The sequence below is a fragment of the Flavobacterium sp. JAS genome (assembly GCF_020991455.1).
Taxonomy (GTDB): Bacteria; Bacteroidota; Bacteroidia; order Flavobacteriales; family Flavobacteriaceae; genus Flavobacterium.
The window spans coordinates 343,313-355,814 of the sequence record NZ_JAJMOX010000003.1; the positions used below are offsets into that span (position 1 = coordinate 343,313).

Below are 12,502 nucleotides of genomic sequence, written 5' to 3' on the forward strand. Positions count from 1 at the left end.
TCATAACTACTTATAAATGAGTAGTCTAATTTACAAAAATTACATTAACATTTTCTTTGTAATGAAAGTTTTATTTATTCCAGATTTTCCAGGCTTTTTCCGCCTGAAAAATAAGCATATCATAGCCGTTTTTTATAGTTGCACCTCTTTCTTTAGCATTTTTTAAAAATTGAGTTTCTGCCGGATTATATATTAAATCATAGGCTATATGTTTCTCTGTAAAAAACTCATAAGGAAGATCCGGACAAGCTTCTGTATTTGGGCTTGTACCAACCGGAGTACAATTGATTATGATCTGAAAATTATCAAACGTAGTGGCGTTGATTAAGTTGTAATCAATGATGTTTTCTTTGGCTTCTCGCGAAACAAAAATGTACGGAATATTAAGTTCGTCAAGTGCAAAAGCAACACCTTTTGATGCGCCACCAGTACCAAGAATCAGAGCCTTTTTGTGATGTGGTTCCAGTAGTGGTTCTAATGATTTTTTGAAGCCATAATAATCGGTGTTGTAACCTTTTAATTTTCCGTTTTTGGTAAATTTAATAGTGTTTACAGCACCAATTAAGGCTGCTTTTCTTGAAAGTTTATCTAAAAAAGGTATGACTTGCTCTTTGTATGGAATAGTAACATTTAAACCTTTTAAATCAGGATTGTTTTTTACTAATTCAGTAAAATAGTTGATTTCAGAAATGTCGAAATTCTCGTAGCTGTTACCAGCAAACACCTCATCACTAAATTTTTCTGTAAAATATCCTTTCGAAAAAGAGTAACTAATATTACGGCCCAACAAGCCAAAACGTCTTCTTAAAATATCAATCATTATTGTTTTCTATGTTTTTCAATATAGTTTTTAACTGTTTTTTTGGACCAAACCACTGGAAATAAATCTTCGATTAGAATATAATTATCGAAGTTCAAACGTAAACCATTGCTTAAATGGAATTTTGCTTTTGTGGTGTCCTGTACCATAAAATACAATCCAGCCAAACGATATTCGATTTCATTTTCTTCCGGAAAGTACTCTGTCGCTTGTAATAAAGTTTGAATAGCACTTTCGAATTCGCCTAAAAACTGAAGGATATCAACCCAAAATAACCAGGTATCTAAGGCATAATCTCCAAATTCTACAGCTTTTCTATATCCAAATTCTGCTTCTTCAAAGAAGTTCATTTGTTTATTGATAGTCGCATAACGTTTCCAGTACAAACGATTTTGGTTGTCGATAGCTAATGCTTTGTTGACAAAAAATAACGCTTTTTGGAAGTTTTTTTGACGAACATGAAAATCAGTTATCGCAATCCAGCCTTTGTCTAAAAGCGGATCTTCGTGCACTGTCTGGTTGTAATATTGTAAGGCTTTCGCCGAATTGCCAAGCTTTTCGTAACATTTTCCGATGCGCAATAAGGCATAAGAAGTTGCGTCGTCTAACTCAATTGTACGGTTGTAGCTTTCGATTGCTTCGCCGTATTTTTTAAGACGTTCGTAGGCTTTCGCTTTTTCCATGAAAGCACCTAAAAACTCATCGTCAATAAGTGTTGCATAATCAAAAGCGCGAATAGCATTTTCATATTCTTTTACACCATAATGCAAACGTCCAAGCTGATGCCAGGCGATTTCGCTATATGGGTTTTTATTAATATAATTGTTAAGATACAAAATAGCTTCCTGATTTTGATCTAAAAATTCAAAACAGTAAACCACGTTATATAAGGCAGATTGATCTTCTAAATCTTCTTCAAGACATTTGATAAAACTGTCTTTTGCCATCTCAAGGTTATCCATAAAAAGATATTCCATTCCAATTAAGTTGTACACATCAGCGTAATCGTCCGTATATTGCAAGGCAATTTTAAGCAATTCTACCGCTTTTTCGTGTTGATCTCTCTTAGAACAAATATTGGCTTTTTGGATGTAAATTTCCTCGTTGTTAGGTTCAATTGCATATAACTCATTCAGGAGTTTCTCGGCGATTTCTAGTTTGTCGTCGTAAACCAACATTTCTACTTGTACTAATTTTAAGCCCGTAGATTTTGGGTGTTGGTCTAATGCAAGTTTCAAGGCCTTTTTTGCTAAATTAGCCTTACCTATATCTAAATAATGAAGAATGATTTCTTCAAATTCTTCAGAATCAAAAAAGAGTACTTTGTTAGTTTTTAACATCGACTCAAATTTAGATAGGGATAGGTTATAATCTTCTTCTTCGTTGCTTAATTGCATACTTTGTTTATTTGAAATTAGCCTGTTATAAATTTAGGCAACCATATTATTGTTGTGGGGAAAGGAAATTAATTGTTTTGAACAATTTAATTAACAATATGGACAGAATTCCGATTCTGTTTTTAGTCATAATCTTCTTATTATTAAGTAGATTATTAGTTATTATTATAGTTTATTTTTAACGTAAAGCCCTAGCCCTGATTACTTCACCTTGCTTCTGTTTTTAATCGGAGTTCAGTGAACTTCGTTTGAAGCGATATTCTTTTGTTTCGCCGCGGCGGATAAAAGATAAAGCGGATAGCAGGACACGAGCGACAGCGAACTGACGCAGTAAATAGCTCCAAATTATGCTTTTTGCTCTTTTTTCAGGATTTCATCCATAACACTTAAGATTATGGCACAACCTTCTTTTATTTCTTCTTCAGAAATTGTTAATGGAGGTGTTATTCTAATGGCGCATCCTTCAAACAGCAACCAGAATAAAATGAGCCCTTTGTCTTGACAGGTCAAAATAACTTCGTTGGTTATTTCGGCTGTTTCTGTCATCGCTGCGAGCATTAATCCTTTTCCTCTAACTTCCTTTATCAAAGGATGTACCAAAAGCGATCTGAAGAGTTTTTCCTTCTCTAAAGCTTCTTGCATTAAGTTAGTTTCAGTTAATTCCTGCAAAGTAGCCAGACATGCTGACGCAATGACAGGGTGACCTCCAAATGTGGTAATGTGTCCTAGCTTAGGATTTTCGGTTAAAAGATCCATTTTTTCTGCCGATGCTGTAAAAGCTCCAACCGGCATTCCGCCGCCCATTCCTTTTCCCATAACGACGATATCCGGAATGACATCGTAGTTTTGGAAGCCAAAAAGTTTTCCGGTTCTTCCAAATCCAGGCTGAATTTCGTCGACAATCATCATGGCTCCAACCTCATCACAACGCTTTCTCACTTTTTGCAAAAAGTTATTGTGAGGCTGAATAAATCCTGCACCTCCCTGAATAGTTTCTAAAAGTATTGCAGCTGTTCTGGTGGTTATTTTCTCTAAATCGGCTTCGTTATTAAAAGTGATAAAATCAACATCCGGAAGTAAAGGTCGAAAGGCTTGTTTGCGCTCTTCGAATCCCATAACACTCATAGAACCCATTGTATTACCATGGTAAGCGTTATGACACGAAATAAGCTGACTGCGTCCTGTTGTTCGTTTGGCTAATTTTAATGCGCCTTCGATCGCTTCTGTGCCTGAATTTACTAAATAGGTTTTGTTTAGAGATTCTGGTAGGAGCGAGGCTAATAATTTGCAATATTGAACGGCGGGGCTTTGCGAATATTCGCCATAAACCATGACGTGAGAATATTTGTCTAACTGATCTTTTATAGCCTGATTAACTCTTGGATGCTGATGACCAAGCGTGCAAGCCGAAACACCTGCTACAAAGTCTAAATATTTTTTATCGTTAATGTCGTAAATGTAGGAGCCAATGGCGTGCGAAACTTCCATTCCTAATGGATATGGGGAAGTTTGTGCTTGATATTTTATAAAATCTGGATTCATTTTTTTTGAGGTTCTAAGAAACTGATTTTCTAAGGTTCTAAGTTTTTTTAGTTTCAAGTTTCAGGTTTTGGAACCGAAAATTGTTACCGAATTTTACCGCAAAGTTCGCAAAGTTTTTTACGGTAAAAACTGCAATTACATTTCTTAATGTAAAGATCACAAAGCTTTGTACCGAATACTGCGACCGAAAACTATAAAAGCTACTTTTTAGTTTTTGTACTTGTCTTTGCAGGTTTTACTGCTGGTTTCTTTTTATCGTAATCTAAAGTTTCTTTTCTGACTTTCAGCGGGACGTCTTTGTCCTTGGCTTCTTCGTCTTTTCCTTCCTGAACTAATTTGTCATTAAGTTCGTTGTCTTCTGCGGTAAAAATATCATCTTTCGATTTTATTCGTTCGTCGCCACGCCAGACTAAACCTCTTAATTTACGGGCATTTTCGGGTAAATCGGCTTCAGGATAAATATCACCATCTACTTTGTTAAAAAATGTAATGGTTTCTACAGCATTATTCTCGAGAATAAGGTTGATTTTACTGCTCACATTTTTATTGATTCCAATAAGTTCTTTTGCGTCATTCCGCATGAAATAAATGACTTCGGTGTTTTTGATAACATCCACATCATGAAGTTTTCCATCTCTGAATTTCCCAAATAAATTGATTCCCTTGACCTGATTATAGCCGGTTCCGAGCGTGTCCCGCGAGACGAGAAAGGTGTTGTTGAGGACTTTTAAGGAATCTAGCTTTTTGGTGTTATTATCGCCAATTAAATGCATAACATCGCCGGTAATTTGGTTATCGCCATTCCATAAAATCGGATTTCCTATTAGTTTGGTCAAAGCGGTTTTAGAATTAGAATGTATAGAATCGCATTTTCCGCTCATGTCTACTTTAAAGAAACGAACATTATTATAAGCTCTCAAAATACGCTCGCCTTCTTTACCCGTTACCATTAATTTCTTTCCATGAATGTAAACTGAATCGTTCTCGACAAAGTTTACCGCAACGGCTCTTTTGGTTACAAACATTGAATCTTTTAGTTTGTAAATCTCGGCATAATGCCCTTTTACAATTCCGCGGTTTATAGAATCCGTAATCTTTACATTTCGCGTTGCCGATGCAAATTCAATATTTCGGTTATAATACAAACTATCGCCCTCAATGAGTCTGTCGTCATATCTTATATAGGATTTCCGTAAAAAGTGGGCGAGATTTTTCTTGGTGTCATAAAACCCTTTTTCCGTATAAATGTAATTAGTTTTACTAGTAATCGTCGATGGACCAAGTAAATAAGTGTGTCCTGAATTGCTGTAATAATCCAGATGATTAGATTTTATAACATATTTAGGGTTTGTAATTGTAACTTCGGTTAAAAACTGAAATTTCTTTTCTTCAACATAATATCTTCCTGATTTACTTACTAATGTATTGTCTTTATTAACAATTGTTCCTTTTGTATTGTAAAAAACCTGTTGAACATTTCGGTCAAAATTAATCGTATCTGTTTGTAAAGTTGCATCAGGCGAACTCATAACGGCATCACCGGTTGCGAAAGCTTTTTTCAGATTTCCGCTATACTCAGCATATTTACTATTCAGAAATAAAGTATCACCTTGCACCAATTGAACATTTCCAAAAGCTTTGATGTAGTTTTCTTTTTGAAAGAAGTAGGCTTTATTACACGTTAATACAACACCATCATGATTTACTTTTACATTTCCGGTAAGCAAAATTCCATCAGGCACTAAAACCTGATTAACTTCTACAAGGTCAGAATTCTCAATATTAATTGTTTTTGGCTTTGGCGCTTGTGCAAAAATGGATTGTACGCTTAACAAAAGCAAACAATAAGATATGAAAAAGAGTGATTTCTTCAATTGATTAATTTTTTGTCAAATTTATGAAAAAGGTTACAACCTTATAATGTTATTAGGATTAAATTATAGTTTTTAGGTACAAAGGTTCAGAGTGGCAAAGGTACAAAGGTTTGTTAGTGTTTTTTGTAAATGAATTTTACTTATAATGTATATCGTAGAGATGCACAGCAGTGTGTCTAAACTTAGTTTTACAATTTTTAGATCGTTAAAAAAAATCTTTGTCCCTTTTGAGCCTATGCAACTTTGAACCTTCTTTAAGTTACCAACAAAAAGTATAACTATTTCGTTGTAGTTTAGTTTTTTAGGTTTGAAATTAGAGAGAGTTTCTTCTGAGTTTTAAAAATTAGCTTAAATTTAAAAAATGGTTTCTTGTATTGATTTAACCTTTTGATTCAATTAAGAAACGTTTATAAAAAGATATGGTAAATAAAAGAATTATAGTTGCAGGAATGGCTGTGACAATGCTGTTTTCGGCATGTAAAACAAAAGATTTAAAGATGAATACTGCTAAAGAAGAAGTTGCTACAGATAAGAAAATTGTAGTATATCAGGTTTTTACACGCTTATTTGGAAACAAAAATACCAATAACAAACCTTGGGGAACTATTGAAGAAAACGGAGTAGGGAAGTTCAACGATTTTACAGATAAAGTACTTCATGAAATTAAAGATTTAGGGGTTACCTATATTTGGTACACCGGAGTTCCTCATCATGCTTTGGTTCATGATTATACGGCTTATGGAATTTCAAATGATGATCCCGAAGTGGTAAAAGGCCGTGCCGGATCGCCTTATGCGGTAAAGGATTATTATAATGTAAATCCGGATTTGGCAGTTAATCCCGCTAACAGATTGCAGGAATTTGAAGCTTTAATTGCCAGAACTCACAAAGCTGGATTAAAACTAATTATTGATATTGTTCCAAATCATATTGCGAGAAAATATGAAGGAAAAAATAATCCGGACGGTGTTGTAGATTTTGGTGCAAACGATGATGTAAATGTGGAGTACAAAAGAGACAACAACTTCTATTATATACCGAAGGTACATTTTGAAATTCCGGATGGTGATATTCCATTAAATGGAGAAAAGAATCCGATGGTTGATGGTTTCTTTGATGAAAATCCTGCAAAATGGACAGGGAATGGTTCTCGTAAAGTAAAACCGGATCAAAATGACTGGTATGAAACAGTGAAGGTAAATTACGGAATTCGTCCTGATGGTTCTAAAGATTTCCCTGAACTTCCGGCTGGATTTGATCAAAAATCGTATGCCGAACATTTTGCTTTTTGGCAAGATAAAGAAGTTCCGGATTCCTGGAAAAAGTTCAAATCGATTGCTTTGTATTGGACAGCAAAAGGTGTGGATGGTTTTCGTTATGATATGGCCGAAATGGTTCCGTATGAATTTTGGAGTTATATGAACTCTGCTATCAAAATGAAGAATCCAAATGCTTTTTTATTGGCGGAAGTTTACAATCCAAAAGAATATCGCAATTATATTCGTTTAGGAAAAATGGATTATTTATATGATAAAGTTGAAACTTATGATAAGCTAAAAGATGTTATTCGCGGAAAATCTTCACCAGATGGATTATCAGATATTCAAAAGGGAATGTCGGATATCGAACACAATATGCTGCATTTTCTAGACAATCATGACGAACAGCGATTAGCAAGTCCTGAGTTTGCAGGAACTCCCGAAAGAGGAAAACCTTTAATGGTAGTTTCTACAACAATTAGTACTTCGCCAACAATGGTTTATTTTGGACAGGAAGTAGGAGAGGCAGGAAATGAAAATGCAGGTTTTGGAACTCGTTCCAGAACTTCAATTTTCGATTATATTGGAGTTCCAAATCATCAACGCTGGATGAACGATGGGAAATTTGACGGCGGAAAGCTTTCTGATTCTGAAAAAAACCTTCGTGATTTTTATAAAAGGTTATTGAATTTTTCGATTAACAGTTCGGCTTTAATGGGAGATTTTCAGGAAATTCAAACTGCAAATCGCCAGAGTAATGTGAGTTATGATGAATTGATTTATTCTTATGTACGTTGGTCTGAAAATCAGAAGTTGATAGTTGTTTCAAATTTTTCTTCTGAAAAAACAAGCGAGTTTGTTTTGAAGATTCCATCTGACGTGATTTTAAAATGGAATTTAAAAGATGGCGAATATGTAGTTACAGATCAATTATACCCGAATAATAAAAATATTTTGGTCGTAAAGAATGGAGAAGGAGCTGTTATAACTAAAATAACACCTTCGGAATCGTTTATTTATGAAGTGAAATAGTGTTTGCTTTGAAAACCTTGCAGGATAACACCTTTAAAAAAAACCTTGTTTTAGAAATTTTAAATTCTGAAACAGGGTTTTTGGTTTATATTAGATTTCTTTTAAAAGCTGAAGAATCCTTTTGATCGAAAATTGAGCGCCACAAACAAATTCATCAGAAGCGCCGTAATAGATGGTAACAGTATCCCCTTCAGGTTCGATGATATGACCATTTGTAAATACTACATTGCCAAAAAAGCCGCTTAACTCATAGTTTGTCGTTGGTACCATAATTGGTTCTTCAGTTCTTGCCAGTACTTTTGTGGGATCTTGTAAATCCATTAGAAATGCCCCAAGGCAATATTGATGATTTTCATTGGCTCCATGATAAATTTCCAGCCAGCCTTTTTCTGTTTTTATTGGAGCAGCTCCTGCGCCAACTCTTTTACTGTCCCAAAATCCTTTTCGTGTTTTGATAATACAATGATGATTTCCCCAATGAACGGCATCAGGAGAAGAAGCAATCCAGATATAATTACCACCAATATCCACACTGCTAGGTCGATGTAAAGCATAAAACAATCCATTTATTTTTTCTTCAAAAATGGCACAATCCTTATTATGTGCAGGTAATATCATGCCGTATTTTTTGAAGTTTTTCCAGTCGGTTGTAGTACGTAAACCAACTCCAACACCATTATCAGATACTGAAGTAAAAGTCAAATAATAAGTTCCTTCAATCAATGCAACGCGACAATCTTCTATCCCGAATGTTTCTAAAATTCCCTCACCAACTAACGGAGGATAGTTTTCAGGCTCATAAAAATCACGTCCGTTTTCACTGCATAATAGGCGCAGATGTGATAGTGTTGTCAAATAATCATTTCCCTTGTAATTAATTACACGGGCATCAGTTGTGATTAAATCAGGATCATCTGTTGGAATTTCGATAATTGTAATAGCTCCAGTTCTAGTTAATATTGGGAATGAGATTGTGTTTTCTTTTTGCTTCGGTCTTTCGGCTACTCTTACTACTAACCAGGTTTTGTTTTGATATCGAAATACGCCCGGATTTAATAAACAGGTAACTTCTAATCCTTCTCTACTGGCAGGTAGATCTTTGGGTGATAATAACGGGTTTTCTGTAAAACGGTTTGCTATATCTTCCATGTCTTTTATTTCTAAACGATTACAAATAAAAAGATACTACAATTTTCGTTTATATACAAAAGTCAGTTATATATTTAAAAAGCTTATGATCAAAAAAAAGCTGATACTTAATTGTATCAGCTTTTTGTGTTTTATACTTTTTTGACTTTCTTTAAAGCCTCTATATAGTTTTCGTTTACCTTTTCCCAATTTATATGTTGATAAAAAGCGTCGATGTAACTTCCTTTTCTATTTTGGTAATCCAGGTAATAAGCATGTTCCCATAAATCAATTCCTAAAATTGGAGTTCCCGGAATCAATGCGTTTTTCATTAGCGGATTATCTTGATTGTCAGTTGTTGTAACTTGTAATTTACCGTATCTGTCTACAACTAACCAAACCCAACCAGAACCAAATTGTTTTGTAGCCTGACCTTTAAATTGGTTTGTAAGATTGTTAAAAGAACCAAATTCTTTATTAATAGAACCAGCTAAAGTATCTTTTGGAGTTACTTCTTTTGGGGTCAGAAGATTAAAATACATCGTATGATTATAATATCCACCAGCATTTTGACGAAGTTTTGCATTGTTGAGATCTAATTTTTTTAAGATATCTTCAATTGGCATATTTTCAAATTCAGTATTTAATATCTCTTTATTAAAAGCATTTGTAAACGTTAAATAGTGCTTAGAATAATGCGTTTCCATTGTAAGCGTTCTTATTGCCGGCGCTAATGCGTCATACGAAAAAGGAAGCTTCGTCATCTCAAAAGATCCCGGATCTGCTTTTACGTCATTTGGAGATCCTATTGTTATTTTTTCTTCTTTTGTTGGTAAAGGGACTTCTACAACTTCGGTTAGCTTATTATCATTACAAGAAAATAATAATAAAAATGAAGCTAAAATGCCAAAACGAGTAATGTTTTTCTCCATAATGTTAGTTATTTTGATGTTAGTGAATTAATGATTTCGATATAGCACTCTTTGGCTTCATCGATTGAAATATGGCTTATTTGCATCCATGCATTTGTTTTGAAAGCGTCGCGTAAATCAAAATTCTCAGATTGATTGTACACGGCTGTTCCAAAAGTTGCTTGTTTGTAATAGGCATAAAGCCTTAGCTGCACATCTTGCGGCAATGAGGCCTGAGTCATTTTTAAAGCAGTTTCTACAGCCTCTAAAAAACGAGTATCTAAATCTTTTTCGGTCATTTAAGCTTTTGTAGCGATGATGGTTTTTCCACCAATAGCTTTTTGGTTTAATACTACATTAATTGGAGTACCTAAAGGTAAAAATAAATCTACTCTTGAACCAAATTTAATGAAGCCTGCATCAGTTCCCTGAACAACCTGCATTCCTTCTTGTGCATAATTTACAATTCTACGAGCCAAAGCACCTGCAATTTGTCTGTACAAAACTTGTCCGAAAGTTTCGTTTTCAATAACAACAGTTGTTCTTTCGTTTTCCTCGCTTGCTTTTGGATGCCACGCAACTAAAAACTTACCTGGGTGATATTTACTGAATTTTATGATACCGTCCATAGCGTAACGAGTAACGTGTACGTTAATTGGCGACATAAAAATAGAAACTTGCAAACGTTTATCTTTAAAAAATTCACCTTCATATACTTCTTCAATAACCACAACTTTTCCGTCAACAGGAGCAAGAATGTGATCGCTGTTTCTGATTGCGATTCTTTTAGGATTTCTAAAAAATTGTAAAATAATGATCAAAACTAATAAACCAGCTAGTTGTACTAGTATTCTCAGCCAACTGATATCAATAAATTTCTCAGCAAGTAAAATTACGGCAACCGCAAAAACAGTACCTAATAAAATGGATGGACCTCCTTCTTTATGAAACATAATATAAAATTTGATAAAATAAAAATATAATTGGTGCTACAAATATAACACTATCTAGTCGATCTAATACGCCTCCGTGGCCGGGCATTATGGCTCCGCTATCTTTTACGCCGGCAACTCTTTTGAATTTTGATTCTATCAAATCTCCAATCGTTCCAAAAATGCTGACAATTAAAGCAATAATCATCCAGATTAAGATTGATTTGTTGCTAAACTCAGGATTAGGCTGTATGTACAATTTTGAAATTAAAAAACCGGCAAAAGCAGCAAATACAACCCCGCCCAGAAATCCTTCAATAGTTTTTTTAGGAGAAATGCGTTCAAATAATTTATGTTTACCTATTGATTTTCCAACCAAATAAGCAAAAGTATCATTGGTCCAGATCAAGACGAATAACCCAATAATAATTTTTGGATTATAATCTTTGATACCGAAAGAAATTTTAGTGATAAAAAGAAAAGGGAACATGATGTATCCAATCAAATAAATGTATTTGGATACTTTGCTGATGCTCTGAGTATCATCAAATAAAAAGAAAATACATTTAATAGAAACGATTAGCGTGATTACAAGCAGCACAGAAAATAATTTATCTGTATCAACCGTAATTTGAATGTTCTCTTTTAGAAGCTTGTTAATATAGTTTTCAGTTTCTACTTTGTAAAAACTAGTTAAGGAAACCGTAGAGTAAAATAGCGTAACAAATAAAATAGAAACAACTTTATTGATTTTAACTAAATTGCAAAATTCGTAAGTTGCAATAATTAGGAAAATACCAAAAAGAATGATAAAGCTCTCTGTTGAAAACAGAATAGAAGTTAGTAATAAAGCGATATAAACAGCACCAGAAATGGTTCTCTTGAGTGTTTCATTCATCTTAAAGGTCTTCTAAGAGCAATAAATAAAGATTCTTGGCAACACTTCCGTATTGTGTAAAATCTTCTTCTTTCGCTTTTTCGAAATATTTTATTGTGGTAATGTTAGTAGGATAATCTCTTTCGTATTTGCGTTTAATAGCACTTAAACCGTCACTTTTTATAGAAAGGATTTGACTTGTTGTAGCAATAATTACAATATTTGCAGGTAATTCGTTTGGTTTGTTTTGTCTGATTTGTTTTGATGAAAACAAAATAGAACCTTCATCTGCAATAAGATTTTCGCAAGTTGCCAAAAGAAATTTTGGTTTGGCTGGTGCAATATAAAGCAACTTATTTTCATCTAATAAATGAAAAAGACCTGGTTCATAACAAAGTACTTCATTTTCGAACCAATCGTTTTCTTCTAAAATATTTTCAAACTGTTCAGCTACTTCTTGTTTATTTTCACAATACAAAAACTTCCCGCCATTTTTCTTAAAATTGAAAATGAACCTTTCGTCTATAGACAAATGGCTATCCTGAATTGAATTGCCCGCATATTCACTTTCATTTTCGTCGTCAGAAGCGGAATCGCTAGAACCAAATATTTTTTTGAAAAAATTCATTTTTTATATGAAATACTTTACATGTTAATTGAAAACGTTCAAAGATAAAAAAATCTTAATTCAAAAGGCTATTTTGAATTAAGATTTTAAAAAATATTACGT

Annotated in this window: 11 protein-coding genes; 1 reads left to right on the forward strand and 10 read right to left on the reverse strand. The window is 33.8% G+C overall.

The window, feature by feature from the left end; genetic code table 11:
• Nucleotides 1-70: 70 nt before the first annotated feature.
• The 4 genes from LPB88_RS05510 to LPB88_RS05525 form a co-directional block, all read right to left on the reverse strand.
• On the reverse strand, nucleotides 71-820 hold the full coding sequence (locus LPB88_RS05510; protein ID WP_230713305.1) for a shikimate dehydrogenase: 750 nt from the start codon (nucleotides 818-820) through the stop codon (nucleotides 71-73).
• Nucleotides 820-2,217 carry a tetratricopeptide repeat protein gene (locus LPB88_RS05515; protein WP_230713307.1) on the reverse strand — a complete coding sequence of 466 codons (1,398 nt, stop codon included), beginning with the start codon at nucleotides 2,215-2,217 and terminating at the stop codon, nucleotides 820-822. Before LPB88_RS05515 ends, LPB88_RS05510 begins: the two co-directional genes overlap by 1 nt.
• A 345-nt stretch (nucleotides 2,218-2,562) precedes the next feature.
• Nucleotides 2,563-3,759 carry an aspartate aminotransferase family protein gene (locus tag LPB88_RS05520; RefSeq protein WP_230713309.1) on the reverse strand — a complete coding sequence of 399 codons (1,197 nt, stop codon included), beginning with the start codon at nucleotides 3,757-3,759 and terminating at the stop codon, nucleotides 2,563-2,565.
• A gap of 200 nt (nucleotides 3,760-3,959) precedes the next feature.
• Nucleotides 3,960-5,633, reverse strand: a complete 1,674-nt coding sequence (locus tag LPB88_RS05525) for an OstA-like protein (RefSeq protein ID WP_370635818.1) — start codon at nucleotides 5,631-5,633, stop codon at nucleotides 3,960-3,962.
• Nucleotides 5,634-6,052: 419 nt separating this feature from the next.
• Between LPB88_RS05525 and LPB88_RS05530 the strand changes: the two genes are divergently transcribed.
• The gene (locus LPB88_RS05530) at nucleotides 6,053-7,924 is read left to right on the forward strand and encodes an alpha-amylase family glycosyl hydrolase (RefSeq protein WP_230713311.1); all 1,872 of its coding nucleotides are present in this window, start codon (nucleotides 6,053-6,055) and stop codon (nucleotides 7,922-7,924) included.
• A 90-nt stretch (nucleotides 7,925-8,014) separates the two neighbouring features.
• On the opposite strand, the gene LPB88_RS05535 is transcribed toward LPB88_RS05530, so the two are convergent.
• The 6 genes from LPB88_RS05535 to LPB88_RS05560 all read right to left on the reverse strand — a co-directional run bounded on the left by LPB88_RS05535 (nucleotide 8,015) and on the right by LPB88_RS05560 (nucleotide 12,400).
• Entirely contained in the window at nucleotides 8,015-9,073 is a 1,059-nt protein-coding gene (locus LPB88_RS05535) for a glycoside hydrolase family 130 protein (protein WP_230713312.1), read from the reverse strand.
• Nucleotides 9,074-9,204: 131 nt separating this feature from the next.
• Nucleotides 9,205-9,984, reverse strand: coding sequence for a superoxide dismutase (locus LPB88_RS05540; protein WP_230713314.1), 780 nt, complete (start codon nucleotides 9,982-9,984; stop codon nucleotides 9,205-9,207).
• Nucleotides 9,985-9,992: 8 nt separating this feature from the next.
• The gene (locus LPB88_RS05545; RefSeq protein ID WP_230713316.1) at nucleotides 9,993-10,262 is read right to left on the reverse strand and encodes an acyl-CoA-binding protein; all 270 of its coding nucleotides are present in this window, start codon (nucleotides 10,260-10,262) and stop codon (nucleotides 9,993-9,995) included.
• Complete coding sequence (locus tag LPB88_RS05550; RefSeq protein ID WP_230713317.1) at nucleotides 10,263-10,916, reverse strand: phosphatidylserine decarboxylase family protein; 654 nt, start codon at nucleotides 10,914-10,916, stop codon at nucleotides 10,263-10,265.
• The gene (locus LPB88_RS05555) at nucleotides 10,906-11,793 is read right to left on the reverse strand and encodes a phosphatidate cytidylyltransferase (protein ID WP_230713319.1); all 888 of its coding nucleotides are present in this window, start codon (nucleotides 11,791-11,793) and stop codon (nucleotides 10,906-10,908) included. The genes LPB88_RS05550 and LPB88_RS05555 overlap by 11 nt, the downstream gene beginning before the upstream one ends.
• A gap of 1 nt (nucleotide 11,794) precedes the next feature.
• Nucleotides 11,795-12,400 carry a lactate utilization protein gene (locus LPB88_RS05560; RefSeq protein WP_230713321.1) on the reverse strand — a complete coding sequence of 202 codons (606 nt, stop codon included), beginning with the start codon at nucleotides 12,398-12,400 and terminating at the stop codon, nucleotides 11,795-11,797.
• Between the last annotated feature and the right edge of the window lie 102 nt (nucleotides 12,401-12,502).

Excerpts from the sequence above, each read along its gene's own strand:
- LPB88_RS05510 (WP_230713305.1), bottom strand. The coding sequence starts at position 820 with ATGATTGATATTTTAAGAAGACGTTTTGGCTTGTTGGGCCGTAATATT.
- LPB88_RS05515 (WP_230713307.1), bottom strand. The coding sequence starts at position 2,217 with ATGCAATTAAGCAACGAAGAAGAAGATTATAACCTATCCCTATCTAAA.
- LPB88_RS05520 (WP_230713309.1), bottom strand. The coding sequence starts at position 3,759 with ATGAATCCAGATTTTATAAAATATCAAGCACAAACTTCCCCATATCCA.
- LPB88_RS05530 (WP_230713311.1), top strand. The coding sequence starts at position 6,053 with ATGGTAAATAAAAGAATTATAGTTGCAGGAATGGCTGTGACAATGCTG.
- LPB88_RS05535 (WP_230713312.1), bottom strand. The coding sequence starts at position 9,073 with ATGGAAGATATAGCAAACCGTTTTACAGAAAACCCGTTATTATCACCC.
- LPB88_RS05540 (WP_230713314.1), bottom strand. The coding sequence starts at position 9,984 with ATGGAGAAAAACATTACTCGTTTTGGCATTTTAGCTTCATTTTTATTA.
- LPB88_RS05545 (WP_230713316.1), bottom strand. The coding sequence starts at position 10,262 with ATGACCGAAAAAGATTTAGATACTCGTTTTTTAGAGGCTGTAGAAACT.
- LPB88_RS05550 (WP_230713317.1), bottom strand. The coding sequence starts at position 10,916 with ATGTTTCATAAAGAAGGAGGTCCATCCATTTTATTAGGTACTGTTTTT.
- LPB88_RS05555 (WP_230713319.1), bottom strand. The coding sequence starts at position 11,793 with ATGAATGAAACACTCAAGAGAACCATTTCTGGTGCTGTTTATATCGCT.
- LPB88_RS05560 (WP_230713321.1), bottom strand. The coding sequence starts at position 12,400 with ATGAATTTTTTCAAAAAAATATTTGGTTCTAGCGATTCCGCTTCTGAC.